This is a genomic window from Anaeromicropila herbilytica (assembly GCF_016591975.1).
Classification (GTDB): domain Bacteria; phylum Bacillota; class Clostridia; order Lachnospirales; family Lachnospiraceae; genus Anaeromicropila; species Anaeromicropila herbilytica.
Genome location: NZ_AP024169.1, coordinates 2,618,840 through 2,644,466, shown reverse-complemented (window position 1 = coordinate 2,644,466; position 25,627 = coordinate 2,618,840). Strand labels below are relative to the sequence as shown.

The window sequence follows — 25,627 nt, the reverse complement described above, 5'->3', positions numbered from 1 at the left end:
GATAAGTGAGTTGTTGGAGTGCGATAAGGATATGGAGAAATATGTTGGGTGTGAGTTAAGAAATAAAAGATATTGTTTTGGTGACATTATATGGATAAAGTTGTATAATTAAGCAAGTATTATTGCTATGAGTATTGTCGATTATGGCACTGAATTACTTTTAGAAAACATATAATAGTAATATAGAAGAATTTACGGAAGGATGAAACAATGGAAAATTACATAATAGAGACAGAACAACTTATACTAAGAGAACTAACAAAGGATGATCTACAGGATTGGTATCAAATATTATCCGACCAAGAAACAATGAAGTATTACCCAAGCGCATTTGACATGGATAAAACAAGAAGTTGGATTGACTGGAATATTGATAACTATAGCAAATATGGCTTTGGACTATGGGCAATTATTTTAAAGGAAAGCAATCAGTTCATTGGAGATTGCGGAATTACCATGCAGAATATTCATGGCGATGGCAATTTGTTTCCTGAAATTGGCTACCATATCGATAAGCGGTTCTGGTGTAAAGGATATGCTTCACAAGCAGCAAAAGCCTGTTTAAAGTATGCTTTTGAAAATAAGGATTTTGATGAGGTATTTTGCTATCAAAAGTGGACCAATATTCCATCAAGAAAAGTGGCTGAAAAGATGGGTATGACATTACGTGAGGAATATGAAGATGAGAAAAATACAAAGACAAGTGTGTATTCCATTACTAGAGCGGAATTTTATGCAACGAAATAAAGAGACTAAGGAGTAGTATAGTGGCAAGGGATAGTATAGCCAATTTGATTTGAATATTATAAAAATCGGGGGAATTATTATGATACTTGAGATTTCAAATGATGGTGTAACGAAACTACAAAATGGAATACATCATTTTGTATTGTCAGATTATCCAAATATTAAGGAGTGGGAATGGAATAATATATTAGCATTCATTAGTTATGAAAAGAATCTCGGACATCAACTCGAAGTTACTTGCGAGGATGATGATATTTTATCCTTAGTTAACAACGCTGTCAATCAACTTGATGGAACAGAATATATTCCTCCAATTGAAGAGGCGATAGAAGAATTTGTTTACCATGCAACAGATGCTATAGCAGCAGAGAAAATACTATCAAGTGATAGAATTCTCTCTGCAACAAAAGTCTATGGGAAAACAGGGGAAGAACTTGCAATTGAAAGACGAGAAATTGGATGGGAGGACCCAGCGGATTTTTATGAGTATGTTATGTTTGGTTGGGGTACTCATTTAGTGGGTGATTACGTCGTTCTTTCAGAAAACTTTCCTAACGAAGAAGATTTTCTAAAGGGAAATTTTGATGCAGGAGTTCGCTTTTATTTTAGATATGAAGATATTATTAAACATAAGGGGCATACTTTTGATGGATATCATGCGATTAAAGTGAAAGGTGAAATAATTCTGTCGGATTATCTCTTTGCTTGCATTGTACCAGAACAATATAAGAAACAAATAGAAAGCTGTATTCCACAGGAGTTAGCTAACAGAGTGTATTATTTGCCTCAAAGAGGGCTTACCCTGGAGGAGTGGAATGACAAGGTTGTTAACTTTGTTAGTACAATACAGTGAAAGAATATATTTACAAATGAAATAAATTATCGAGAGTGAACATTTGGGGTTGTTATAATCTATCACAAAGATTAGAGGGAATATATTATGAGATTATTTCATGTTAGTGAAGAAGAAAATATTCAGATATTTGAACCCAGAATACCAAGTCGTAACGATTTAGATAAAAATGTTGGATTAGTATGGGCTATTGACGAAGCAAGACTGCCTAATTTTTTGACACCAAGAGATTGTCCGAGAGTTACATATCATATAGGTAAAGATACATCGGAAATAGATAAGAAAAAGTTTTTTACATCTTTCACTGTTTCGCATACTTTAATAATTGAAAGTAAGTGGCTCGATAAAATGAAAAATACTACATTATATTTATATGAATTTAATGTAGATGATTTTATTTTACAAGATGATGTTGCAGGTTATTATGTTGCAACAACCACCCAGATTCCAATAGCAAAATATCAGCTCAAAGATTTGTTTTCTGAGTTAGTAAAACGAAATGTTGAAATCAGAATAACAGATAATTTATGGGATATCGCGAAAGAAGTTAAAGCTTCGACGCTTAATTGGTCCCTATGTCGAATGGGTTATGCACAACCATACTGAGCAACATTTTCGATTATAAAATGAGAGGTGAATATACTTTTGTGTGGTAGGTATTATCCTACCACACAAATTTGAATTTTTGGAGGTAAATTCATGTTGAAAGATTATGAGATAGATAAACCTGTACTTGAAACAAATCGATTAATTTTAAGAGAAATGTGTGAGGATGATGTTGGTGATTTGAGCGAATGGCTTGGTTTGGACGAAGTATATACCTATTGGGGAAGAAAAGCAAGTAAAGGTGAAATGAATCCAGAACTTTTTTTTATAGACGCTCGACCATGGGTAGTAAGAAAGCCAAAATTAGATTTTAAATGGGTAGTTGTTCTTAAAGAAAATAATAAAGTAGTTGGAATGGTAGAAATTTTTGATATTCAAAATTATAGAATGGGTGATGTTGCATATCGCTTTCATCCAGATTATTGGAAACGTGGATTAGCTACTGAAGCACTAAAACGTGTTATAGAATTTATTTTTAAAGACACCGAACTGGACAGACTAAATGCAAGAGCTGATGTTAGAAATATTGGTTCTAATCATGTTCTTCAAAAGTGTGGTTTCGTTAAAGAGGGTTTAATTCGTCATGGTAAGATGGTTTCTATATATTGCGATTATAATATCTATGGATTTCTATCAGAGGACTATATATCACAATAAATTGAATAGGTTCTGCGTTGCTTGTCAGAGCAGGAGCATTTTCTAATTATGATCCATTTTATAAATGAGTAATCATTTACTTAAGGTATAAACATCAGATAAACTTAATTACAAATCTAAATTATCATAAATTATACTATATTAATCGGAGGTATGAACCATGCAAGAATTGGTCATTACAAATGTGAGGACGGCACTATATAACGATGTTAATTTGAATAAAATATATGACCCCGATAAGCAACATGAACGTTGTTACGAGTTTCAAAAAAGCATAGTAGCGCAGTCTCTTGCATCTGGAGAAGGAAAGTTAACGGTTACATTTTATACGCTGCAGCCAGGAAAAAGCAATTACCCATATCATCAACACATCGGAAACGAGGAAGTTTTCTATATTATTTCCGGGACTGCTACGTTAAAGACACCGAAAGGTGAAGTAATTGTTACAGAGGGTGATGTTATTTCAATGCCACCAAATGAAAATGGTGCACATATGCTGACTAACCATACATCTGAACCATTGGTCTATCTTGACGTTCATACAAATAGTTCACCAGATGTGATTGTATATCCTGATTCAGGCAAAGTAAGAGTTATGACTGATAAAATGCAAAAGTCATTCAAATTTGATTCGGAAGTAAATTATCTTGATGGTGAATAACAAGTATTTTATCAATGGTTTACATAGAAATATAAGGAATGAAATAGTTGAGTTAGTATTTTATGGAGGTATTGATTGTTTATGATAGGTTTTAGTATCATAATGTGGTTCAATAGTATTATTCTCTGTATTTCAGCGATATCTTTGATGCGTGGAAATACATCAATTATACATGGAAAAGTATATGAGACAACAAAAGATAAGATTCGTTATGGAAAGGCATTAGGTAAAGTCGTTTTATTAATGGCAATAGGAATGTTATGTAGTGGTGTAGTAGCTTTATTTGGAAAAGTGGATGATGCTCTAAGAAATGCAATGATTGTATTAATAGTACTTATAGCAATAGCATTAGCTTTTTTAGTTAAGACACAAACAAAGTTTGGAAATGAAATTAAATAGTGTTCATATGATGGAGGGGTAAAGTGGGCGAAAATAATAGTAACGTTTTAAAATTCTATTCAGACGATAAAAATATATTGGAATTAAACAATGCTACTCGTAATCCGTTAAAAATGTGGGAGAAAGATGTGGCTTTAAACTATTTCCCGTCAGATGCAAGAATACTAAATGTCGGTTGTGGTATGGGAAGAGAAGCATTCAACTTATACGATATGGGCTTTAAGATTACTGCTATAGATATATCAGAAAAGGCCATTATAGGAGCAAGAAATTTAGCGTCTGAAACAAAGCGTAATGTCACGTTTTTAACTACTAATGGAATAGATTTATCATTTGATGATAGTTCCTTTGATGTGGTTATTATTTGGAATCAAACATTTGGACTCATGTATACTGAAAGTAAGCAAGTTGCCTTTTTAAAGGAATGTAAACGTGTTTTAAAGGATAATGGCATTATAAGTTTCTCTGGACATGAACGTGAATATGAAGAGATAAATTATCCACAATGTTTAGAAGGTAAAAAATTCTTTCCATATAAGAATGAGGATATATATTGGGAGATATTCACTATGGATGAATTGAGAGACTTGGCACAAAAATCAGGGTTTAATGTACTTAATTGCGAAAGAGGAAAGATATATCGTGAGGAAGAAGGGACTATTATTCACTGCGTATGTCGAAAATAAGATTATTTACATCACTTTATAGCTGTACATAGATATTAATTGCATGATAAGGAATAGAGAAGGAATCTATTCCTTATTTTAATGATTTGTTTTTGGATTAGGGGTTTTGCATATAGAAGTATATATGAAGATCAAAAAACTTAATTAGAAAAAGTGACAAATACTAAAAAAATTAAGAACCGCTGAACCTTTCTCTAATATTCACGACTATATATATAGTACATTTAATGGAGGAGTCTTATGAATAACAAATACGATATCTCTCAATATATTGATAAATTATATACGGAAGCTATAAAGAAGACTGGTGATTCTTATATGGCAGAAGATATTACACAGGAAACTCTTTTAGCTGCTATTTCAGCGCTATCACGTGGAAAAGAGCCTGAGAACATTTATCCATGGCTACTCCAAATTTTATCCAATAAATACTGTGATTGGTTACGAGAAAAATATAGTAAACCACAGATTAGCATTGAGGACTATCCATATGAACTTTATGAGGATGAACTAAATGAAGATGACTTGGATGAAAAGATGGAAGTGATTCGCCGTGAACTTGGGTATCTCGCAGTCATACATCGTGAAGTAATGATCCGATTCTATATGAGGGGTCAATCGATTGAGAAGATTGCATCTGACTTGAAGATACCAGAAGGCACAGTGAAAAGTCGATTGAATACGGGAAGAGACCGTGTGAAGAGAGGGGTAAAAGCTATGGAGAATTATACGAAACAAAGCTATGAACCAGATACTTTATATCTATCATGTTCTGGTGAAGTGGGACTTGCTGGAGAACCATTTTCATTATTAGATATGTCGGACAAGTTAGCACAAAACATATTGATACTTGCATATGATAAGCCTGTAACAGAAGTTGATGTTGCAAAATCTCTTGGAGTCCCTGTTGCATTTGTAGAGCCTGTTATACAAAAGCTGATTGACAATGAATTGATGGGGCGAACAAGAGGAGGTAAAATCTTTACAGATTTTATTATTTATACTGAAAAGGATAGGAAAGCTAACTTTAAAAAGCAACTTGACTTAGTAGATCACTATTTTGATCATTTCTGGAATGAATTAGAGCCTGCACTGATCGATTTACGTGAGCAGAGTTATTATAAACGTCAATCAGATCAATGTAAATCAAAGCTAGAACTACATTTTTGCATTCTGATATTAATCAGTAGTTATGTAGAGGTACGAAATGAAATCACTGGAACTATGCCATACTCTGATTATCCATACCGCAAAAATGGAGGAAGATGGATTGCCATAGGACAGCATTATTCTTCGAATGTTGATATACCTAAAGAAAAAGAATTTTGGAAATATTCTGTTAGTGGAGAGGCTGGCATAGAGATTCATAATTATCGTGATTCAAGATCGATAGAACTTCGAAAATATGATACACAACTTGGAAAAGTGCCAGAGAAGTACTTTAATGAGCAGTATTTAAAATGGTTTTATGAACTTCACACTAACGTTCCATATGATAAGTCTTCAGTGGGAGAGAATGTTATACAAGCTAGTGAGCTATTAATCGAATCAGGCATCTTGAAAATGAATGATTCTTTACAACTAGATCTTCCTATATTAAGTAGAAGAGAATATCTAGAGGAGAGAAATCTGTCAGAACAGTATAGTAAGAAGCTTAGTCGTAGCATTCATGATGTGCTTACATCATTGTTTCAGGGGGGATATGTTAAATTACCATCTCATCTAACAAGTGTACCAAAGTGGCAACAGTATATGTACTGTTCTGAAAGTGTACCAATGGCTGTAATCTATAAAGCTATGGATAAACGTTTGTTTTTGAAGGATGTTAATTATCCTGTACCAGCAGCTATATTAGTGGTGGAATAATCAAAATGGCTAATTCATATAAATAATTTTATCATAATGACATTAATTGGTATAGCCGCTATAATTTCTTTTAGAACCAAAGTAACAAACTCTGCAAAATAAATCACAAAGAGGATTAATGAAATAAAAGGAGAAAATTATGCGTGTCATTATTCTAAATGGTCCCATGGGAGTGGGTAAAACAACCGTAGGAAAAGCTATTGCCAACAAATACGCTGGTACAGCTTTTATAGATGGGGATTGGTGTTTAGATATTCATCCTTTTATCGGAAATAAAGAAACGAAAACAATGGCAATCGACAATATCCATCATCTAATTAATAACTATAGAACTTGTAGTGAGTGCAAGCAGATTGTCTTGGTATGGCTGATGGACGAGCAGTGGGTTTATGATAGCTTAGTAACAGGCATAAGAGATATGGGTATGGATATGCTTGAAGTCACTCTATGGTGCGATGCAGAAGAGTTGAAAAAACGTTGGGTAAATGACGTTATATGCGAATGGAGAACAGATGAATGGCTAGAAATTAGCAAAAAGTCTTTGCCGTATTTTAAAAGACAAAAAATGGTATTGGATACTAGCGGAATCAATATAGCGAAAATTGTTGACATGATAATGGAATGAAACTGGATAGAACAGAATATAAGGAGACAATAAAAATGACAATTCCTAATCTAGATAAATTACATCCTTGGGAGGCACTTCTTAAGAAGATTGCTCTTTCCCAATTGGGCAATATAAACGGCTTAAAAATATTAGATTTTGGTAGCGGTAATGGTTTTACAGCAAATTATTTTGCACAGAACAACGATGTAATTGCCATTGAACCATCAGAAGATGCTGTGAAAGACAGATTCAGTGATAATAATTATCAACAGATAGTTGGAAGTATTGATGAATTAAGAAAAATGGAAGATGAATCCTTTGATATTATCCTTTGCCATAACGTTCTGGAATATGCTGATAATCGTGAAAGTATAATAAATGAATTTTACCGATTATTGAAACTTGATGGAAAACTCTCAGTTATTAAGCATAATAGACATGGACGGGTTATGCAGATGGTGGTTCTGTTAAATGATTTTGAAAAAGCTCATATGCTACTCGATGGTAAGGATAGTACGGCATCAAAGTATGGTACGATTCATTATTATAGAGATATAGATCTAATAAGTTGGTGTAAGGACTTTAATATCAGTGAAACATATGGAATTAGATCTTTCTGGGATTTGCAGCAAAATCAGGAGATTCAAAAAGATACGGAATGGCAGGACAAGATGGTTGACATTGAAATGCGAGTTGCTAAGATGAAAGAATTCCAAGATATAGCGTTCTTTCATCATTTGATATTGATGAAAGAATTTATACCATTGAATAGAATAATATAGTGATATGCAGAGCACTTGAGTGAATGAACTTGAGTGCTTTGTTTTAGTTTATTGGGAGATAAATCTGTTTTAGGTATGAAATAACACAAGATAAATATTGCTGATCATGATAATATTATCATGGAAAGAAGACACATCAAATCATTGCAATTCACATGGAAAGTATTGGTATATCCCGTTTCTCCATAGAGTCTCCACATTCTATATATATCATAAAGCTATAGCAGATTTAACAAATCTGTAAATAAATTAACAAAAATTTAACAAAAAATGGCTTACATAAATATGGAGGTTTTAATGAGAAAAAATGTATATAAGCTAGCAACCCTTTGCGTAATAGGAACTTTATCAATAGCTGGAAAATCAATGGTAGCAAAGGCAAATGAGATACCAGTGGCAGGAATTGATGTAATATTAGATGAATATTATAGCGGTAGAGATGATGAGGAATATAAGATTGAAGAATATCTAAATCCTGAAATATCGGAATATCAGAATCTTGCTATTGCTCAAGTTTCTAATTATGTGAATATAAGAGTAAAGGCTGATGATAATAGTAAAATTCTCGGTAAATTATATAACAACTCTGCAGCCACTATATTAGAAGAAAAAGGTGAATGGCTAAAGATTACATCTGGAACAGTTACAGGATATATCAAATCAGAATATGTCGTAACTGGTGATCAAATTAAAAGTCTAGCTCAGAAAGTTGGCAAAAGATATGCTGTTATTAACACAACGACTCTAAAAGTTAGAGAAAAAGCGAATCTTAACTCAGAAGTACTAACCTTAGTACCAATTGATGAAGAGTTTGCCGTGACAAAAGAATTAGATGGATGGGTTAAAGTGTCAATCGATAACGATATCAAGGGATATATAGCGTTAGAGTATGTTACTCTAAGAACAGAATATAAAGAAGCAGAATCAATTGAAGAAGAAAAGGCCAGATTAGAAAAAGAAAAAAGAAAAGCCGAGGAAATAGCAAGGGAAGAAGCAGCAAGAAATGCAATTCAGTCACAAAGTTCTTCTGCATCTGTATCTAGATCAAATGATAGTTCCTCTTCATCAAGCAGTGCTACTACAAAAAGAGATACTTCTAACAATCAAGGATCCAATTCGAATTCATCAAGTGAATCTGAACTTCGTAGAGCAATTGTTCAATACGCATTACGTTTCGAAGGAAACCCGTATGTATGGGGTGGTACTAGCTTAACGAATGGGGCTGATTGTTCAGGATTTACGCAATCTATATTCCGAAATTATGGAATTAGTATACCTAGAACATCAAGAACTCAAGCAACCGGTGGGAAGGTTATCTCAATTAGCCAAATGCAACAAGGCGACCTTATATTTTACGATAGAAACGGTACAATCAACCATGTTGGAATCTATATAGGAAATGGTAAGGTAATCAGTGCAAGTAGTCCGGAAACAGGTATTCGTATTACAAACTATAACTACAGAGAGCCGAACAAAGTAGTAAGTTATATTGATTAGTCAACTAGTAGGAGGATTTAATGAAAGGAAATAAGATAAATTACAAAAGATATCTCTTACTAGGAGGAGCTATTACCGTAGTTATATTGCTATTGATAATAACTAATATATATTTAACACTATCAAAAAATAACATTACAAATTCAAAAGAAACAACCCAAGATACATCAACTATTGTTAATAGGGATAGTAAAACTCAAAAAGATTCCAAAGAAACTGACACAGAAATAGATTCAACAACTCTTGGTGAAGATTCAACAAAGGAGATTGAGAGAACACTTGATGAGAATACCAAAAAAGAATTAGAGAATCTTGCAGAGAATTATTATCTTACACTAGCGAAAAGTAAGTCCGATGAGAAAAGAGAAGGAATAGAAGCCTATACTAATATAACTTCTTATATAAAATCAGGTCTTGCAAATGAAACCTATGTAATATTTTCATCCTATGATATGAAATTTGAGAACATTAAGACATTAGCACCTGGAATGAGTGTAATATATGCAGGAAAAGCTTCTGATGGAAAATATGCGGTTAAGAAGGATGCTAATAGTGAAGAACAAAATGATTATATTAATTTGTTATTGAAAGAGGAAGATATGAAAACTGTAACAAATGAGGTTAATACAAATCTTGAAAAAGCTATGAAGGATGATAAAGTATTAAAAGAATTCATTCAAAAAGTTGAAAAAGCCGAATAATTTATAATCTGCATAGAATCTCCATAATGATTGTGTATGATAAAGGTATAAGTTGATAGGAACAGGAGGATTATTATGAATTGTCATAAGAATGAAGATAAAAAATCAAGTCCAATTAAGCATATATTACATATGGTATTGTGTTGTGGACTACCATTTCTAATAGTTCTAGCACTGCCATTTATATCAAGGTATAGCCCTCAGGCAGCAGGTTTGTTAGGGCTCATCGCACCGTTTATCTGTCCAATTATGATGGGAAGTATGTTTTTTATGATTATGAATCATAGTAGAAAAAGTAATAAGAAATGCTGTGATAATCAAAATGAAATGCAGCAATAACACGATGTAAAGAAAAAATCAACCAGTTGGAATAAACCAATTGGTTGATTTTTTTGTAATTAATATAAAACTTATATAGAGCAGAACATTTATTAAGTCAAATCTTTGATGACATTATATGGTAAGTGGGTTATAATTTATTTTAATATTGATTGAATGATTAAAGTTTTATAAGTAATCATGTAATGAAAATTTATATATATTTTTGGAGTTGGAAAATGAAAGATTTTATTCTTATATAGTTGCAAGTGGTGTGGCAAATCTACATTATTGAAAGGATTGTTTGAACACTATGGTATTTAATATTTTTTAGACTAGGAGGTTTTTTATGGAGATATTTAATACAGAAATCATAAAAGATGAATCAGGTCGATTGACTTACATTGAACTTCCCTTTAATGCAAAGGAAGTATTTGATAAGCAAAAAGGCGCTATCTTTGTTATAGGAACAATTAATGATGTGCCATATCGAAATAAACTTATCTCAAGAGGTGGAGGCAAGCAGATTATGACAATAGACAAATCAATGCAAAAAGAGCTTGATTTTATAGGCGAAAAAATGTCCGTACATATCACAATGGCCCCTGAAAATAACGAAATAGAAAATGAAAACAGTTTAATTCCCAGTCTTTCTGTAAGTAGTATAGACGTTGTAACAGCAATAAAAACAAGGCGTAGTATTCGTAAGTTTACATCGGAACCTATTTCTGAAAGTATGTTGAATACTGTTTTGCAATCTGGAATGTATGCTCCATCAGCAAAAGGTAAATGCCCTTGTCATTTCGTAGTTATCCAAAATAGAGATATGCTCATGGAACTGTCAGAAAGTAATTATAATGCAAGTATGCTCGGAGGAGCCGCATGTGGCATAGTTGTTTGCGGAGATAAAAACATAGAAGGAATAAAAGAGTTTATATATGCTGACTGTGCCGCTGCCGTTCAAAATATGCTTCTTAGCATACACGGGCTTGGTCTTGGTGGCGTTTGGTGTGGTGTAAGGGCAAATTCAGATTGGCATAAGCTCATTGTCAATAAATTGAATCTCCCATTGAAAGTAGATCCGTTTGCCATAATAGCTTTTGGTCATCCAGATGAGGAAAGGGTATCTCGTGAGTTATGGGATGCCTCATCTGTGCATTACGACATCTGGTAGACGATGCACCTAATAGGTATAATATTAACTTGAGTTTGCCTTTGGAGGAGTTTAATGAAGAATAAGATAATGATATTAACTAAGAAATTAAAAGTAATATTATTCTGTACGATAATTATGATTCTGGTAGTAATGATATTTCAGAATATGGAATCGAAAACTAAGATGGAAACTACAACAAAAACAACAACAAAGACAATGACTGCGGGGGTATACGAAACGGTATCTGTATTCGATATGAAAACCGCATCAATTAAGAATTTGACGTTTTCTTCATCAGATAAAAGAGTCTCGGTAAAAAAGAAAACCTATCTGTCAAACGGTAAGAAACATACTGCTGTATTGGCATGTGTTGCAAATAATACTTGGAAAGAAGAATCCTCTAGCATCATAGTCAAATATTATAACGCAAATAAAAGGAAATCGTTTAATGTAAGAATTAAGATAAATTTCGCAAAAGAGTACAACCGTGGTTATTCAGCAACTCAACTTTTTAATAAAGGTGAAAAAAAGAGCTTTAAGATTGATAACAGCGTAGAAATTGACTCGATACATAGTACATTTGGTAAATATAGTAGCTCAATGCTTGGATTTGACACAGTTGTATATGAAGACAGCAATGTTTGTACAATGAAGACTAGTGAAAAGAATAAGAATTTTACCATAACTGCGACCAATTATGGTTATACAAGTGGTAATGTGTTTGTGGATTTTAAGGACGGGTCGGAATATTGGTATCAATTTGGTATCATGGTGCCAAAGAATGATGGAAGTATTTACACGGAAAGCAAGAAGGTAGTGAAAGGGAAGTCGGTAATCCTCTATTTCACACCACCTAAGAGCGGAAAATTATCTATCGATATAAAGGATAATACCATAGTATCAGCCAAACTTAGTGAGGATGTCAAGTCAGCTAGCGCGTCCTTATTATTAAATGGATTAAAGATTGGAAAAACAGATATATTTCTAACGTATCATGATAAAGGTAAAGCCATTGTCAATAAATATGAGATCAATGTCATTGAAACATATGATATGCCACAAGTAGTTACATTGAAGCCAAAAGAAGTAAAGGGCATATACACCTGTTCCTATCCAATTACTGATACAAGTGGCAATCCGTTAACAGGAGGATCGATGGAACAAATTACTTCGGACAGTTCAGAAGTAAATGCGGTGTTAGTTGATGGGAAGATGCAACTATCGATATCTGCGGAAGGAACTTACCACGTTAACGTAATATTCAAAAATATTGATGGTAGCGTAGCACAAAAATATACGCTAACGATTATTGCAGAGAATCTCAAATACAGTGATGAGGAGAATATAACATTTGCCACAGAGGCGAAAGCGAAAGATTTCTTTGGTGGAACTTCTGGTAAGAGTTGGTGGAATGAAGAACAAGAGTATACGGTTGAATTCTTAAAGGATGATGTAATAAACGCTATCGATGGCACTAATCCTTGGTTCTTAATATATGGAGATTCAGTGGATGGAGATGCTACTTATTCTATAGATATTAATCGCAAGGTAATCGTGATCAATGATTATAAGCAGACCATAGAGCTTGGATATCGGGTAATATCGAAGAGACATATTAGATTGACTTATAATGGGAGAACTCTTGATTATTTTGTACAGTAATATTAGAAAGGGATGTTCAGATTCCTACGATTAAGAGAAGTATCCAGTTCAACCAATACCATGTTATGGATTGCTAATGCACAATACATGGATTATAGCTTATAGTATATTATGGAGATAATAATGAATAGTATGGTACATATTTTTTTTGAAACTAAAAACCTGATAGTGCGACAATATACAATGAATGATGTTGCAGGTTTATATGAAGTTATGTCCAATCCCTTAGTACATCAATATACAAAAGATAAAAACAAGCCTTGGGATAAATATAAAACTGAACAATATATTCAGTTCTTTATTAAGAAAAACTTTATCACCTTAGATTGTTTTCATGGTGCTATCATTGAAAAAACAAGTAACAAGATAATTGGATTGACTGGGTTAAATCCTTATAAGGTAGACGAGCCTGAGATTGAATGGAAACTTGACGTGTCCTATTGGAATAAAGGATATGCAACTGAAATCGGAAGAGAAATAATTAAACAAGCATTCAAAACAACAAATATCACTGGTATTTATGGAATGGCTGATCCAGAAAATATAGCATCAAGAAGGGTACTTCAAAAAATAGGAATGAAATATATGGGCATAGATGAATTTAGAAATCAGAAAGATGTATTTTATTATATTGGAAGAGTATAACAAGAATATAGTATTTCATACTCATATACGTATACGATAGAACTACACACTTGTTTTCATGAACAAATTACCATGGACAGTATTCCACATATAAAAAATTAGGTTTTCAATTGATTGGTAATCCTAAAATAGGGCTGGTTGTACGAAAATTTTGTAACGTTTAAGTTATATCAGTTGATTTTTTTGAGTCTGAACTACAATAATAATTTGAATATGAGGTATATTGATATGAATTTGAGACTGGCAAATAGTAACGACTTATCGAAACTAAAAGCGATGTATGGAAAAATAATAGATAATATGAACAGAAATAACATAGCAATATGGGACGAAATTTATCCATGTGAGTTTTTTAGTAATGATATTGAGAATAATCGCCTTTATGTACTAATCGAGTCTAATGATATAGTTGCAGCATTTGCATTATGTGAATCAAATGATGGAGAAAGTTATGTGAAATGGGAAAATGCCCATGAGAAGGCATTATATCTTGACCGTTTCGGAGTTAATGTTAATTATTCAAGACGAGGAATTGGCAGTATAATGCTAAAGCATGCTATTACACTCACTAAGCAGAAGAATGCCAAATATTTAAGGCTTTTTGTTGTGGATATAAATCAACCAGCTATAAATGTTTATTTAAAAAATGGATTTAGGCAGGTAGATGGAATCTATGAAGAAAGAATCGATGATGACCTTACATTGCATGAATATGGGTTTGAGATAGAAGTATAAAGGTAGCTCAAATGGAACTTGGTTTCAATAATTTATTTTGGGGAGTGATAAATATATGGAAGAACAATGGAATGTTATATGCTACTTAGCTGAATTATTTGAGATAAATAATATTGAATATCAGTTTGATGCGTCAACATCTGTGTTCATACATGGCGTAGAGTTTATAATGGATGACATTGACGTTATTATATTAAGACAATACAAGGATAAAGTAAAACAACTTTTAATAAATTATAATCAAACTGATATCAAAATTAGTGAATATGAAATGGAGTATTTTTTCGCAGAGATACAAAATCAGAAAGTTCATTTTATGTTTCCTTATGACAAAAAAGACTGTATAGAGGAAACGCGTGACATTATACATAATGGTGTGAAGGTTCATACTAAAACAGCGGAGTTTTATCGTAGGCATATCAAGAATGATAATCCACTATTACCATTAATCGATAGTGTGTTAGAAAGATATATTATATAAGATACATCAGAATATAAAGGGACGAGATTATATTTATTTTAAATTTAATTGATGAATTTACTAGCATAAGCAATGAGATAATAGTTGGAACCTTGTTCTGGGGACCTATTAGTGATAAATATGGAAGAAAACCAGTACTAATGGTGGGACTTAGCTTGTATGTTATTGCAAGTGTACTTTGTGTTTTTGCCATCCTTAGGGGATGTGTAATTGATAATAAGAACTGTGTTAATGAATCATACAGAAATATATCATTGACACCAAATAAGTTATTTGTTATAGTTTATTTGCAAATTATAAAAGCTTATGCTTTCATCACCGGATGATTGCATTTTAAGGCATCCAAAAGCCAACCGTAGGTACGGTGTGTATTCACACTATAAGGTTAGCTTTTGGGTGCCTTTTTGTTAGGCTCTTTGTCAAGTGTTGGGGTGTGAGGTGCGTTGCACCCGCACTAACACTGACAATAGAGCTATTTTTATGACTAGGTTCTATAATAGATGTTTTTTTGCATGACAAATAAGCCTCTTGAAAACCGACCATTTTTTTACATAGAACTGTGAATGATACGTGTACGAAATCTTTCGAAATTACGTACACCATAAGAACTTCTTTTTAGTACTTTGATTTTATTATTGAATCCTTCCGTAGGTCCATTTGTATATCCATACTTAAAGGCATTAAGTATATACTCAGACCAGCGTCTATATGTTTTTGCACATGCTTCAAATTCGTGTAATCCAGAGCTTTCAGCACTTTTTACCCACTCCCAAAATTCAGTTCTTTGATATGTATAGCTATTACTCTGACATATTTCATAGAACCATTCTTTTAACCTGTGAGCTAGTCGTAAATCATCACTGTATTGTAGCATTAAATCACAGGCTTTTTTGTTGTCATCTTTTAATTTAGAATATCGAGTCAGTATAAGTTTTCTACTTCGCTTATAGTACTTTCTAAGAGTTGGTGTCATGGATGCTTGTAAACGTTTACGAACACTTTCAATTGCCCAGGAAACCTGACGAATGTAGTGATATTTATCTACGATGATTGTGGCATTAGGAAAGAATGTTTTGGCAAGATCTATATAAGGTTGCCACATATCAGAAATAAAAAATTTAACACGATATCTTTCATCACGACTGCAAGATTTAAAATACTCAATAAGATGGGACTGAGTACGATCCGGTAAAATATCAAGAATACATTTTTTCTTTGCATCCACCAGAATACATTGATATTTGGAATCACCAGCATTCCCTTTAAATTCATCAATTGAAATGCATTGAGGAATATGTGGTTTATCATACGAGAGTGTATCAAGAATACGTATTACTGTATTCATTGAGACATTAGTTTGGGAAGCAACATATTTAATACTGTTGGTTGAACGAAGCAATTCAACAATTTTGAAGGATAGTCGTGTTGTACGTTGCTGATATTTAGCTATAAAACTATATTTCTCGTAAAAACGTTTACCACAAGAACATACATATCTTCGTTTTCTTAACAATAAATAAGCATTGGACAACTGAAAAGGTAAGTCTTTAATTTTCTGCCAACGATAATCGTGTATTTTAGATGTTCCAGCTCCACAACAAGGACAAATTTGAGGTTTGGGATTGGTTTCAATCTTGATAATAATTCCATCTAAAGTGTGTTGCACACTTTTTAATTTTACACCTTCTAAATTTAAAAGATTTTTGTTACAATTAGATTGCATCTATATAAAATACCTCCTTTAAAATGTTAGCTTTGGTCGGTTGGCATGTGAAGAGGCTTTATATAGATGTATTTTAATATAAAAACAAAAATGTTGGAAGTGTGTTTTTAACACACCCCAACATTTATTATAGAACCTTTTGTTATAGAGGAGGTCCAAAATGATAACCAAAAAGTTTAATTATTTACCAGAAGATGCTAGACTTATACGAAATGAAGTGTTTGTAAAAGAGCAGGGTTTTAAAGATGAGTTTGATGAGATAGACGATATCGCCACACACATTGTCATTTATGACAAGGAAAGTCCAATATCAACTTGTAGATTCTATTTTCATATCAAAAAAGAATCCTATGTTATAGGTAGAATTGCTGTTATAAAGGAATACAGAGGTAATAATATAGGAGCAGGTATGCTTACATTTGTAGAAGAAAGTATTAAGATAAAAGGCGGAAAAAGCGTAATGTTGTCAGCACAGGTGCGAGTTGCAACATTTTATGAAAAGCAAGGATACCAAATGCAAGGAGAAGAATATTTAGATGAGGATTGTCCACATATTTGGATGGAAAAGAAATTGCAGGAAAAAGAAATTTGAATTTTTAGTTATTCTATTTTTATTTTCATGGTAATTATATACAGTATTTGTTATCATTAATAGTAAGAGTATTTAAATTAATAAATATCAGGATTTTTATGTATTTAATATATTTATTCTATTAATCGTTAAGGATTACTTGTTTTAATTCTCGGGAGGATCTAATGAAAAGAAGTCGATTATCAAATGACGAATGGGAATGCATATTATCTAAAAAACATGAAATCAAATTCTTTAATAATGAGGTCTTTAAAGGATATATTGGTCAAATAGATATACTCGATGTATCGGTTCCGCAGATATGGAATTTTAACGGAGAAGATATTGTTGTATGTCAAAAGGGATATAAATGGATTTCTATTTTACCTAGTGATGAATATTACTGCATTACTGCAATGATGAATGAAGAAAATAAAATTTTATTGTGGTACATAGATATGATTGCAGGACAAGGAATAGATAAGGATTCCATTCCTTATTTCAATGATTTATATTTGGATTTAGTTGTTTATCCAGATGGTAACATAGTTGAAGATGACAGGGATGAACTAGAAGAAGCATTCAAGCTAGGAGATATTACGTTAGAGCAGTTTAAACTTGCCAATGATACTTGTATGAAACTGAGAAAGGGACTGCTTTCGGATATTAACACTTTTACCACGTTTACTTATGAATGTATGAATATGTTGAGATAGTAAAAATCAGATTAGATAGGGGGCAAGGTTTATATGTTGTATCAAAACTTAATTGATCAATTTACTAGCATGAGCAAAGAAATAATCGGTAACAAATTGACTGGAATATATCTGCATGGATCTATGGCTATGAACTGTTTTAATCCTGAAAAGAGTGATATTGATCTAATCATAGTGATTGAAGAAAATATTACCGATGTGCAGAAAATGGAGTTTATGAAACAGGTTGTAAAGATGAATGAGCAGGCTCCTGCGAAGGGGCTGGAGATTAGTATTGTGAGGAGAGAGTATTGCAAGCCTTTTGTGTATCCAACACCGTTTGAATTGCATTTTTCTCCTATTCATGAACAATGGTTTCAAGACAACCCAGAGAATTATGTGGAACACATGAAAGGTGAAGATAGGGATCTGGCAGCTCATTTTACAATTATTAATAGGTATGGAATTGTGCTATATGGAGAACCGATTGAGAATGTATTCGGGGAGGTATCGAAAAGGGATTATATAGAAAGTATCTGGTCAGATGTGGAAGGTGCAAGAGAAGATATAGCAGATGAACCTATGTACATAACACTTAATTTATGCAGAGTATTGGCATATTTAAAGGAAGATCTATGTCTTTCTAAGAAACAAGGTGGCGAGTGGGGGATAGCACATATGCCTGAAAGATATCATCCTCTTATAATAAATGCATTAGAATGCTACAAAACAAATCAGGTAATGCAAGCTGATAAGGAACTTGCAGGTCAATTTGCGGATGAAACACTTACAATTATCGGGTTTGAGAGGGAGCAAATAGAATAAAAGAAATAGTTGATAGTATAGTTACGCATACTTAAGTTTAACTGAATATTTATAAGCAATTATATAAATACATAAGCATGGGAGGTAGCAGAAAATATGAAATATGCAATTGATACTATGAAAAATGCACTCGTTTCTATATTGGGTGATAATGTTGTTTCTATATATCTTTATGGTTCAGTCGCAATGGACGATTTTAAATTGGGTTGGAGCGATATTGACATTATATGTTTCATAAAGCATATTATGTCTGAGGAACAAGCAGAAGAACTTGTTGAATTGAGACAAAACCTACTTAAGCTAGATCAAAATAATACTTATTTTCGAAGTTTTGAAGGTGCCATTGTTTCACTTGAAGAGTTTTATAATGAAGAATATACAAGAGTTGTATATTGGGGGACTAGCGGTCAACGTATTACCAATAATTATGTATTTGATGTTTTTTCACGATATGAACTAATGAATGATGGAATATTACTATATGGAAATGATATCCGTCAGTCATTATGTTTGCCCACTTACTTACAACTAAGAGAAGGTGTTATGCAGCATCTTGAAACAATACGAAAACATGCTATTACTACGAATCAAAGTTTGTATTCATGTGGATGGCTTTTAGATACTGCACGATGCTTATACACATTACGAACAGGTCAAGTGATATCAAAAACAATGGCTGGATATTGGGCTTTAGAACAGGAGCTATGCCCTGTAGAAGAGGATCTAAGAAAAACGATAATGATCCGTAATGAACCAATGAAGTATAAAAATATGCCAGAGGTTGTTTCTTGGCTATCTCTATTAGGTGAAAGCGTGCAAGTATTTGCGAATGTACTGGAAATAGAACTAGAACAGACAAAATGAAGAAGTAAGAAGCTGTCATCTTACAATTTGCAGAGCTGATAGGTTACTATTGGGAAGCGACACTCCATATGGCAAGAATAATATTGCTAAAGTATTATCAAGACTTAGAAAGCTGGAATTAACAGATCGTGAGATTAGCTTAATTAGCGGTGAGAATATTGTGAAAATATTATCGTTGTAAACGAAATTGGCTATTAATATAATACAGGAGGTATCAATATGCAATTTAGAATAATATCACTACCAGCTTTCAAAGGGGCTTCATCAGGAGTAGATAAAGATTTTGACTTTTCACCTACAGGAGTTTTAGGTAAATTTGATCTATATTTTTCAGCCATCAAACCATCAGACAGAGATAATTTTATGCCACGTGATTTTCTATATTTCGATGAAGAAAATCAAGGAATGGTGTGGATATGGGCATTAAGTGAGGACATGGAGGACGGTGGTAATGAAGTGATTCATTTTGATGGTGGTTATTACTTAACATATGTATATAAAGACGGTGATGACGATGCAAATGGAAAGTTAAGTAATGAAGCAATAAAATATATCGAAGCTTCTGAGATTTTTGAACTTGATATCAGGCCAAATCATTATGCAATGGGTCACATTATTACACCTCCAGAGATTATCAGAGCCCAAGGTTGGGCGCAGATGGAGACATTCATTCCAATTAAGTTGAAAGATAAATAATGCACTTTAAAGGTTGTACAGAATTTGCATGTGATTGTGAGTTGACGAATGATACTAGCTTAGATTTTCATAGAAGACTAGGATACACAGAAGCAAATAGAATCATTTTTTTACAAAGAAATTCAAATGAAACTAAATTGAAATTATACTAATAGAAAGATAGGTTTGAATGACCAAGAGGTAAGTAGCTTTAACCGGATGTGACTTATGATGTAATTTTAGGATTAAGATATCATTATCATTTAAATTTAGTACATAACACACAATCCCTCTAAAGTAGTCGCACTGTGATACTAACGTTGCCTGCCTTAGAGGGATTGTGTCAGTTGATATATTAATTTATATTTAATACCTATTCTGTTTGGCTAATACTTACTTTATCAGTAAGATTGCTAAATTGGACTGTTACCTTACCTTGTGCATCAAAGGCTACAATAGCAATCTCTGTTTTACCTTGCGGTAAATCTATTTTATTAGCTTTACCTTTTATTAATTCCTTAGTAGTTTTATCTGGGAAGATTACTAGGGTTTTTAGTGTGTCATTACTCGCGGTTGTTGTATAGTCTAAAGAGATAGAAGCGTCTTCTGTAGCATCAATGGTTAGCCAGTAAGAGACTCCTTCCATTTTGCTAAAACTTTTAGAATATCCATTATCAAGAACTTCATCTGTTTCACTCCAGACAGTTTTTCCAAAGTATTTGTTAGCTACTATATCATTGGTGAATCCAGATAAATCCTCAATGGGACCATTAGGTGTAATATATTGATCGCCGTTAAAATAATAACCAGTATCAAATCCTTTTGTCTGGGATTCTCCATCAAGTAATTTGCTTAAATCTGTATTTGAATCACTATTTGAATTATTACTAGAATCATTGTGTAGTGCAGGATTTACTTCTTCTTTCATGGCATTAGTTTCTTTTGTCTTTGAGAATCCTTTTGCTTCTTTTGGAGACACAGTAAATGTTGTTATTATAGCCAATACAATAATTGCAAATATAGCGATACAGGAACTAATCATCATTTTCGATTTCTTAGTGATAAGCTGAATCCTTTCTTTCATACCTGATTTGCTTTCTGACATGGCGGTTGCAATATTCAGTAGATCGCTTTTACTATTTCGCACTGCAACAAATTCTAGAATGGTTCTACCATAGGGAATCCTTTCTTCGTCACCTAATATCTTTAAAGCTGCAGCATCACAAGAAAGTTCACAATCTCGCTTTGATAAAATGGCAGCAAGCCATACGAAAGGATTAAACCAGTAGATTATCAATAAAATGCATCGTATCATTGACCAAAGATAGTCTCGGTGTAGATAGTGGCATAATTCATGTGTCTGGGCGTGTTTCATTTTAGAATCATTCTGAAGGCAGGCTGTGGTAACATAGATTCCAAATCGACCATGGACCATTAACAGCATAGGAGAGTGGATGCTAGATGATACGTATACAGGAAGCTTGCAAGTTACATTTTCTAATAATACTCGATCTTTTTTTATTGTATTCTGAAAACGAACATTTACATATAGAACCCATACGGTGCTAAGTATCATGCCAATATACCATACTATGATTGATATTGATTTTACAATGGATAGATCAATTGTGTTATCTAATATATTACTAGTTTGACTTATATTTTCTGATTGATTTGAAGGAGTATTTACATTCGCATTGTTTGGTTTTATTGTGTTGGTGGAAGTTTTATTAGAGTGAGTATTTGATCTTGTGTCGCTATTGTGAGAATTGCTTTGAGAGATTACATTGGAGTCATTGTGTAAGTAAGTGTTTAGATGATTAATGGAACCCATTATACTGATTGGGCTTTCTACTCTTATTGTAGTTGTGTCCATGAATAGTCCAATAGGAAATAATCGAATAACAACAAGGAGCCATAATGCATATTGTAAGTGTAAATTGATTTTTCCCTTCCAGAAAGTTCTTATACCACAGATAATAAGTATTAATACTGTGGAACTAATTAGAATCTCTATCAATCTGATCCACCTCAGCCTTCTGCAATATTTGATGTAGTTCATCCAGTTCTTCTTTACTGATAGATTGATTTCCAACTAAGGTATTTATTAGTAGACTAATGCTTCCGTTATATACTTTGTCTAAAAAACCCTTTGTTTCATCGATGGTTACTTCTGATTCTTTAACAATCGGGTAAAATAGCTTTGCTTTACCGCCTTCTTCATATGCGAGGGCGCCTTTTTTTTCTAACCTTCCAAGCATTGTTATGATAGTATGCTTACTCCAGTTAGTTTCTACTTTCAATAAGATTACTAACTGTGTAATCGTACATGGACCATTTCTCCATAATGCTTTCATTAGTTTCCATTCTCCATCGGATAAGTAGATGCTTCCCATAATTTCCTCCTTTTGTTATGATATAACAAATATTAACATATTGGTATACAAGTGTCAACCTTTTTGAGTTAATTAATTACAAATGTTAATCACTCATACTTTGTAGTTTGTATCATGGTAACTTAGAAAAGCTAATCACGAAATTTAATCGTGTATTCAATAACCTTATAAACTATAGAAAATTGGACATTTGACTAAAATATTAGTCCTTATTTCCTATATGTTAGTACATGGAATATTTGTTAAACTAACTAAGTTGTGGAAAAATAATGATACGAAAGGGAAAATACAAATATGAAAAAGAAAATAATAGCGTTAAGCTTGGTTTTCATACTTGCATTAACAGGTTGTAGTAAGGCTACATCAAAGAATTCGAATACCTCAAGTTCTGAAACAAAGAAAGAGAGTGTATCTGATACTGCTAGATGGTTTAATGCAGTATATGGAGTTATATCAACAAGAAACGGTGCAGACATTAATCTGTTCGGCGGATATGATGCAACGGACAAAAGTAATGTTAAGATGATGAAAGAAGGACTTGTTGAGTCATGGGAAGTATCGAATCGTAAATCAGCAGACGAAAAGTTAAAGTGGGCATTAACCGAAGGACATAATAAAGAGCTACTAGCAGAATATAAAGATAATGATTTTAAGAGTTTATCTAGAAATGAATTAGTATCCGCATTATCTGATAAATCATACAAAGAGGAAGATAGAGTCTATTTTCTAGGCATCTATGATGCAGTTGATAAATATGGAGACAATGCGATTCGAGCTTGGGATCTATCAAGAGCGATGCAATTATCTGCATGGTATTACATTGCTGGATATTATACCTATGAAGAGGCTATGGATTCTTGTCTTAAGATCGCACAAGAATTGCAGAAGACCTATTCTTCTTGGGATGATATGATGGATAGTTATTTCTATGGTTTCCAATATTGGAATGGAGACGATATGTCAGACCCAGATTCCGAAAGCTATGCAAGAAAACAGACATATGAAATGTTAAAGAAGCAAAAGAATAGCCCATATTCCTTGGATTGGAATATGAAATTGCAAAAAGATTGGTAAGAAGGCAAGTGTAGTCTATAGAACTTTTTACCTACTATACATTTTAGGTATTATCTGGTAAGTTAATAGATGTTGTAAAAATCCAAAAGATAACAGGGAGATAATTGATATGAAAAAGAAGATAAGTATTTTATTAATGATGATGCTGGTTTTTACAGCAGTACTATCAGGATGCGGTAAAAAGACAAGTTCTGGTCCTAGTTTTGAAATAGGTTCATGGAATGATAAAGTATTTGAGAACAAATGGTTGAATATGAAGTTCCAGATTGAAGATGATTGGAATATCGCAAGTGATAAAGAAATATCAGAACTAATGGGTGTTGCGGCTGAAACTGTGAGCAAGATTAATGGTACAAGCAAAGATGCATTAAAAGCTGCAGCTGATCTTAAGATGGTCTATGGTTATATGGTATCCAATGCGAAAAATACGATGAATGTGCAATTAGTTTTTGAAAATCTTGCATTATCAATAGGTGGAACGAAATATGACGAAGAAAAATATCTTGATAAGACTCTTGAAACCCTTCAAAATAATCAAAGTATAGGTTATAAGGTAGTGGATCGTACTAAAAAAGAAATTGCAGGAAAGAAATTTCATCTACTAAAAGTAACAGGATACGAAGGTAAACTTATACAGGAATTCTATTGCTTGAAAAAGGGAAAGTATATGGTTGATCTATTTGTTACATATTCAAAAGATGATGAAAAAGCAAAAGAAAAGTTTATGAAAAATATTAGTGTGTTAGATAATAAATAAAATTCTTGATTAGCTAATATACTCATTTGTATGCTATATAAATACACAAATACATAAATAAATAATGACATAAGGCAAAAAGGTAAAAGTGATTTTAGTAACAAATCATTTTTACCTTTTTGGTTTTTAATGACATTATATGGTTTAGGATGTATAATTTGAATAAGATTAGGAAATAAAATGGAGATTAAGCCTTAAATACTAAGTCTATAACATTAGAAAGATTGATAAGAAGGGAGTTGTGATCTTCTATATATATCATATACAATTAAAATATGGACAAAAGAAACGAACACGAAAATATATATCAAAAACTAAAGAAATCTGGTTATAACGGCTGGGGTGGTGACAGTTACGAGTCACGAATGGCTGGCTGGGATGATAGTCTTAAGAATATATTCACTGCAATTCATTTGAAAGAAGGTAGTATCCTTGAATTAGGTTGTGGCGCAGGTGATGTCTCCATCAAATTAGCACAGATGGGACATAAAGTTACTGGGGTCGATTTCTCACCAACAGCAATTAAATGGGCTAGAGAAAAAGCAAAATCGAAAGATGTATCAATTGAATTTATCACTGGAAGCGTTTGTGAAGAGGATTTACTGAGTGGCATGAAATATGATTTAATCATTGATGGCAACTGTCTACATTGCCTATTTGGTGAAGAACGCATCTTGTTTTATTCAAATGTAAAAAGGTTACTTTCTAAAACAGGTATCTTTTATATTGGATCAGCAATTCTCGCACCAGAAGGAGAGCCGAATCCTACTATTTCTTCGATTGAGCGCTGTATCCTAACCAGAGAGGCTCTTGAAAAAGAGCTGGAACTTATGGGATTCGTAGTGATTGAGACTTGGATTACTGAACATAAAGCGCATAATCATTATAGAGGATTGTGTCATATATAAAAAATAATTCCGATTACTTAGAAATAAAGAATACATAAATTAGATATGTTGAAGCGTTATTCGATAACTCTGTAATTCGT

At 32.8% G+C, this 25,627-nt stretch carries 30 protein-coding genes; 27 read left to right on the top strand and 3 right to left on the bottom strand.

The window, feature by feature from the left end; all coding sequences use genetic code 11:
• The first annotated feature begins 210 nt into the window (after positions 1-210).
• The 19 genes from bsdtb5_RS11355 (at position 211) to bsdtb5_RS21940 (ending at position 15,385) form a co-directional block, all read left to right on the top strand.
• Positions 211-747 (top strand): GNAT family N-acetyltransferase, encoded by a 537-nt coding sequence (locus bsdtb5_RS11355; RefSeq protein WP_271712099.1) that lies wholly within the window; start codon positions 211-213, stop codon positions 745-747.
• 79 nt (positions 748-826) lie between these two features.
• Complete coding sequence (locus bsdtb5_RS11350; protein WP_271712098.1) at positions 827-1,600, top strand: hypothetical protein; 774 nt, start codon at positions 827-829, stop codon at positions 1,598-1,600.
• A gap of 87 nt (positions 1,601-1,687) precedes the next feature.
• A complete protein-coding gene (locus tag bsdtb5_RS11345) occupies positions 1,688-2,206 on the top strand; it encodes a DUF6886 family protein (RefSeq protein ID WP_271712097.1) in 519 nt (172 codons plus the stop codon).
• A gap of 93 nt (positions 2,207-2,299) precedes the next feature.
• The gene (locus tag bsdtb5_RS11340; protein ID WP_271712096.1) at positions 2,300-2,863 is read left to right on the top strand and encodes a GNAT family N-acetyltransferase; all 564 of its coding nucleotides are present in this window, start codon (positions 2,300-2,302) and stop codon (positions 2,861-2,863) included.
• Between the two features lie 160 nt (positions 2,864-3,023).
• Entirely contained in the window at positions 3,024-3,524 is a 501-nt protein-coding gene (locus bsdtb5_RS11335) for a cupin domain-containing protein (protein WP_271712095.1), read from the top strand.
• An 81-nt stretch (positions 3,525-3,605) separates the two neighbouring features.
• Positions 3,606-3,923 carry a hypothetical protein gene (locus tag bsdtb5_RS11330; RefSeq protein ID WP_271712094.1) on the top strand — a complete coding sequence of 106 codons (318 nt, stop codon included), beginning with the start codon at positions 3,606-3,608 and terminating at the stop codon, positions 3,921-3,923.
• 23 nt (positions 3,924-3,946) lie between these two features.
• The gene (locus bsdtb5_RS11325) at positions 3,947-4,609 is read left to right on the top strand and encodes a class I SAM-dependent methyltransferase (protein WP_271712093.1); all 663 of its coding nucleotides are present in this window, start codon (positions 3,947-3,949) and stop codon (positions 4,607-4,609) included.
• A 240-nt stretch (positions 4,610-4,849) separates the two neighbouring features.
• The gene (locus tag bsdtb5_RS11320) at positions 4,850-6,475 is read left to right on the top strand and encodes an RNA polymerase sigma factor (protein WP_271712092.1); all 1,626 of its coding nucleotides are present in this window, start codon (positions 4,850-4,852) and stop codon (positions 6,473-6,475) included.
• A gap of 139 nt (positions 6,476-6,614) precedes the next feature.
• Positions 6,615-7,100 (top strand): AAA family ATPase, encoded by a 486-nt coding sequence (locus tag bsdtb5_RS11315; RefSeq protein WP_271712091.1) that lies wholly within the window; start codon positions 6,615-6,617, stop codon positions 7,098-7,100.
• A 35-nt stretch (positions 7,101-7,135) separates the two neighbouring features.
• Complete coding sequence (locus bsdtb5_RS11310; protein ID WP_271712090.1) at positions 7,136-7,864, top strand: class I SAM-dependent methyltransferase; 729 nt, start codon at positions 7,136-7,138, stop codon at positions 7,862-7,864.
• A gap of 297 nt (positions 7,865-8,161) precedes the next feature.
• Complete coding sequence (locus bsdtb5_RS11305; protein ID WP_271712089.1) at positions 8,162-9,361, top strand: C40 family peptidase; 1,200 nt, start codon at positions 8,162-8,164, stop codon at positions 9,359-9,361.
• 20 nt (positions 9,362-9,381) lie between these two features.
• Entirely contained in the window at positions 9,382-10,062 is a 681-nt protein-coding gene (locus bsdtb5_RS11300) for a hypothetical protein (RefSeq protein WP_271712088.1), read from the top strand.
• Between the two features lie 75 nt (positions 10,063-10,137).
• Positions 10,138-10,401, top strand: a complete 264-nt coding sequence (locus bsdtb5_RS11295; RefSeq protein WP_271712087.1) for a hypothetical protein — start codon at positions 10,138-10,140, stop codon at positions 10,399-10,401.
• A gap of 328 nt (positions 10,402-10,729) precedes the next feature.
• Complete coding sequence (locus tag bsdtb5_RS11290; RefSeq protein WP_271712086.1) at positions 10,730-11,554, top strand: nitroreductase family protein; 825 nt, start codon at positions 10,730-10,732, stop codon at positions 11,552-11,554.
• Between the two features lie 54 nt (positions 11,555-11,608).
• Positions 11,609-13,198 (top strand): hypothetical protein, encoded by a 1,590-nt coding sequence (locus bsdtb5_RS11285; protein WP_271712085.1) that lies wholly within the window; start codon positions 11,609-11,611, stop codon positions 13,196-13,198.
• A 123-nt stretch (positions 13,199-13,321) separates the two neighbouring features.
• Positions 13,322-13,843: a GNAT family N-acetyltransferase gene (locus tag bsdtb5_RS11280; RefSeq protein ID WP_271712084.1), complete on the top strand. Its 522-nt coding sequence runs from the start codon at positions 13,322-13,324 to the stop codon at positions 13,841-13,843.
• 228 nt (positions 13,844-14,071) lie between these two features.
• Positions 14,072-14,578 carry a GNAT family N-acetyltransferase gene (locus tag bsdtb5_RS11275; RefSeq protein ID WP_271712083.1) on the top strand — a complete coding sequence of 169 codons (507 nt, stop codon included), beginning with the start codon at positions 14,072-14,074 and terminating at the stop codon, positions 14,576-14,578.
• 55 nt (positions 14,579-14,633) lie between these two features.
• A complete protein-coding gene (locus bsdtb5_RS11270; RefSeq protein ID WP_271712082.1) occupies positions 14,634-15,059 on the top strand; it encodes a hypothetical protein in 426 nt (141 codons plus the stop codon).
• A gap of 92 nt (positions 15,060-15,151) precedes the next feature.
• The gene (locus tag bsdtb5_RS21940; RefSeq protein WP_271712081.1) at positions 15,152-15,385 is read left to right on the top strand and encodes an MFS transporter; all 234 of its coding nucleotides are present in this window, start codon (positions 15,152-15,154) and stop codon (positions 15,383-15,385) included.
• 221 nt (positions 15,386-15,606) lie between these two features.
• On the opposite strand, the gene bsdtb5_RS11260 is transcribed toward bsdtb5_RS21940, so the two are convergent.
• Positions 15,607-16,782 (bottom strand): ISL3 family transposase, encoded by a 1,176-nt coding sequence (locus tag bsdtb5_RS11260; protein WP_271712080.1) that lies wholly within the window; start codon positions 16,780-16,782, stop codon positions 15,607-15,609.
• Positions 16,783-16,942: 160 nt separating this feature from the next.
• Here bsdtb5_RS11260 and bsdtb5_RS11255 point away from each other — a divergent pair, with 160 nt between their 5' ends.
• The 5 genes from bsdtb5_RS11255 to bsdtb5_RS11235 all read left to right on the top strand — a co-directional run bounded on the left by bsdtb5_RS11255 (position 16,943) and on the right by bsdtb5_RS11235 (position 20,433).
• The gene (locus tag bsdtb5_RS11255) at positions 16,943-17,374 is read left to right on the top strand and encodes a GNAT family N-acetyltransferase (protein ID WP_271712079.1); all 432 of its coding nucleotides are present in this window, start codon (positions 16,943-16,945) and stop codon (positions 17,372-17,374) included.
• Positions 17,375-17,538: 164 nt separating this feature from the next.
• Positions 17,539-18,069 carry a DUF402 domain-containing protein gene (locus tag bsdtb5_RS11250; protein ID WP_271712078.1) on the top strand — a complete coding sequence of 177 codons (531 nt, stop codon included), beginning with the start codon at positions 17,539-17,541 and terminating at the stop codon, positions 18,067-18,069.
• Positions 18,070-18,102: 33 nt separating this feature from the next.
• Positions 18,103-18,873, top strand: a complete 771-nt coding sequence (locus bsdtb5_RS11245) for an aminoglycoside adenylyltransferase domain-containing protein (protein WP_271712077.1) — start codon at positions 18,103-18,105, stop codon at positions 18,871-18,873.
• 96 nt (positions 18,874-18,969) lie between these two features.
• Positions 18,970-19,737 (top strand): nucleotidyltransferase domain-containing protein, encoded by a 768-nt coding sequence (locus bsdtb5_RS11240; RefSeq protein WP_271712076.1) that lies wholly within the window; start codon positions 18,970-18,972, stop codon positions 19,735-19,737.
• A gap of 219 nt (positions 19,738-19,956) precedes the next feature.
• Positions 19,957-20,433, top strand: a complete 477-nt coding sequence (locus tag bsdtb5_RS11235) for a hypothetical protein (protein WP_271712075.1) — start codon at positions 19,957-19,959, stop codon at positions 20,431-20,433.
• A gap of 352 nt (positions 20,434-20,785) precedes the next feature.
• On the opposite strand, the gene bsdtb5_RS11230 is transcribed toward bsdtb5_RS11235, so the two are convergent.
• On the bottom strand, positions 20,786-22,432 hold the full coding sequence (locus tag bsdtb5_RS11230) for a M56 family metallopeptidase (RefSeq protein ID WP_271712074.1): 1,647 nt from the start codon (positions 22,430-22,432) through the stop codon (positions 20,786-20,788).
• The gene (locus bsdtb5_RS11225) at positions 22,413-22,808 is read right to left on the bottom strand and encodes a BlaI/MecI/CopY family transcriptional regulator (RefSeq protein ID WP_271712073.1); all 396 of its coding nucleotides are present in this window, start codon (positions 22,806-22,808) and stop codon (positions 22,413-22,415) included. The genes bsdtb5_RS11230 and bsdtb5_RS11225 overlap by 20 nt, the downstream gene beginning before the upstream one ends.
• A 294-nt stretch (positions 22,809-23,102) precedes the next feature.
• On the opposite strand from bsdtb5_RS11225, the gene bsdtb5_RS11220 reads away from it, so the two are divergent.
• The 3 genes from bsdtb5_RS11220 to bsdtb5_RS11210 all read left to right on the top strand — a co-directional run bounded on the left by bsdtb5_RS11220 (position 23,103) and on the right by bsdtb5_RS11210 (position 25,547).
• A complete protein-coding gene (locus bsdtb5_RS11220) occupies positions 23,103-23,882 on the top strand; it encodes a DUF1266 domain-containing protein (protein WP_271712072.1) in 780 nt (259 codons plus the stop codon).
• A 109-nt stretch (positions 23,883-23,991) separates the two neighbouring features.
• Positions 23,992-24,639 (top strand): LptM family lipoprotein, encoded by a 648-nt coding sequence (locus bsdtb5_RS11215; protein ID WP_271712071.1) that lies wholly within the window; start codon positions 23,992-23,994, stop codon positions 24,637-24,639.
• Positions 24,640-24,914: 275 nt separating this feature from the next.
• Entirely contained in the window at positions 24,915-25,547 is a 633-nt protein-coding gene (locus bsdtb5_RS11210) for a class I SAM-dependent methyltransferase (RefSeq protein ID WP_271712070.1), read from the top strand.
• Positions 25,548-25,627: the final 80 nt, after the last annotated feature.

Excerpts from the sequence above, each read along its gene's own strand:
- bsdtb5_RS11355 (WP_271712099.1), top strand. The coding sequence starts at position 211 with ATGGAAAATTACATAATAGAGACAGAACAACTTATACTAAGAGAACTA.
- bsdtb5_RS11350 (WP_271712098.1), top strand. The coding sequence starts at position 827 with ATGATACTTGAGATTTCAAATGATGGTGTAACGAAACTACAAAATGGA.
- bsdtb5_RS11345 (WP_271712097.1), top strand. The coding sequence starts at position 1,688 with ATGAGATTATTTCATGTTAGTGAAGAAGAAAATATTCAGATATTTGAA.
- bsdtb5_RS11340 (WP_271712096.1), top strand. The coding sequence starts at position 2,300 with ATGTTGAAAGATTATGAGATAGATAAACCTGTACTTGAAACAAATCGA.
- bsdtb5_RS11335 (WP_271712095.1), top strand. The coding sequence starts at position 3,024 with ATGCAAGAATTGGTCATTACAAATGTGAGGACGGCACTATATAACGAT.
- bsdtb5_RS11330 (WP_271712094.1), top strand. The coding sequence starts at position 3,606 with ATGATAGGTTTTAGTATCATAATGTGGTTCAATAGTATTATTCTCTGT.
- bsdtb5_RS11320 (WP_271712092.1), top strand. The coding sequence starts at position 4,850 with ATGAATAACAAATACGATATCTCTCAATATATTGATAAATTATATACG.
- bsdtb5_RS11315 (WP_271712091.1), top strand. The coding sequence starts at position 6,615 with ATGCGTGTCATTATTCTAAATGGTCCCATGGGAGTGGGTAAAACAACC.
- bsdtb5_RS11310 (WP_271712090.1), top strand. The coding sequence starts at position 7,136 with ATGACAATTCCTAATCTAGATAAATTACATCCTTGGGAGGCACTTCTT.
- bsdtb5_RS11305 (WP_271712089.1), top strand. The coding sequence starts at position 8,162 with ATGAGAAAAAATGTATATAAGCTAGCAACCCTTTGCGTAATAGGAACT.
- bsdtb5_RS11300 (WP_271712088.1), top strand. The coding sequence starts at position 9,382 with ATGAAAGGAAATAAGATAAATTACAAAAGATATCTCTTACTAGGAGGA.
- bsdtb5_RS11295 (WP_271712087.1), top strand. The coding sequence starts at position 10,138 with ATGAATTGTCATAAGAATGAAGATAAAAAATCAAGTCCAATTAAGCAT.
- bsdtb5_RS11290 (WP_271712086.1), top strand. The coding sequence starts at position 10,730 with ATGGAGATATTTAATACAGAAATCATAAAAGATGAATCAGGTCGATTG.
- bsdtb5_RS11285 (WP_271712085.1), top strand. The coding sequence starts at position 11,609 with ATGAAGAATAAGATAATGATATTAACTAAGAAATTAAAAGTAATATTA.
- bsdtb5_RS11280 (WP_271712084.1), top strand. The coding sequence starts at position 13,322 with ATGAATAGTATGGTACATATTTTTTTTGAAACTAAAAACCTGATAGTG.
- bsdtb5_RS11275 (WP_271712083.1), top strand. The coding sequence starts at position 14,072 with ATGAATTTGAGACTGGCAAATAGTAACGACTTATCGAAACTAAAAGCG.
- bsdtb5_RS11270 (WP_271712082.1), top strand. The coding sequence starts at position 14,634 with ATGGAAGAACAATGGAATGTTATATGCTACTTAGCTGAATTATTTGAG.
- bsdtb5_RS11260 (WP_271712080.1), bottom strand. The coding sequence starts at position 16,782 with ATGCAATCTAATTGTAACAAAAATCTTTTAAATTTAGAAGGTGTAAAA.
- bsdtb5_RS11255 (WP_271712079.1), top strand. The coding sequence starts at position 16,943 with ATGATAACCAAAAAGTTTAATTATTTACCAGAAGATGCTAGACTTATA.
- bsdtb5_RS11250 (WP_271712078.1), top strand. The coding sequence starts at position 17,539 with ATGAAAAGAAGTCGATTATCAAATGACGAATGGGAATGCATATTATCT.
- bsdtb5_RS11245 (WP_271712077.1), top strand. The coding sequence starts at position 18,103 with ATGTTGTATCAAAACTTAATTGATCAATTTACTAGCATGAGCAAAGAA.
- bsdtb5_RS11240 (WP_271712076.1), top strand. The coding sequence starts at position 18,970 with ATGAAATATGCAATTGATACTATGAAAAATGCACTCGTTTCTATATTG.
- bsdtb5_RS11235 (WP_271712075.1), top strand. The coding sequence starts at position 19,957 with ATGCAATTTAGAATAATATCACTACCAGCTTTCAAAGGGGCTTCATCA.
- bsdtb5_RS11225 (WP_271712073.1), bottom strand. The coding sequence starts at position 22,808 with ATGGGAAGCATCTACTTATCCGATGGAGAATGGAAACTAATGAAAGCA.
- bsdtb5_RS11220 (WP_271712072.1), top strand. The coding sequence starts at position 23,103 with ATGAAAAAGAAAATAATAGCGTTAAGCTTGGTTTTCATACTTGCATTA.
- bsdtb5_RS11215 (WP_271712071.1), top strand. The coding sequence starts at position 23,992 with ATGAAAAAGAAGATAAGTATTTTATTAATGATGATGCTGGTTTTTACA.
- bsdtb5_RS11210 (WP_271712070.1), top strand. The coding sequence starts at position 24,915 with ATGGACAAAAGAAACGAACACGAAAATATATATCAAAAACTAAAGAAA.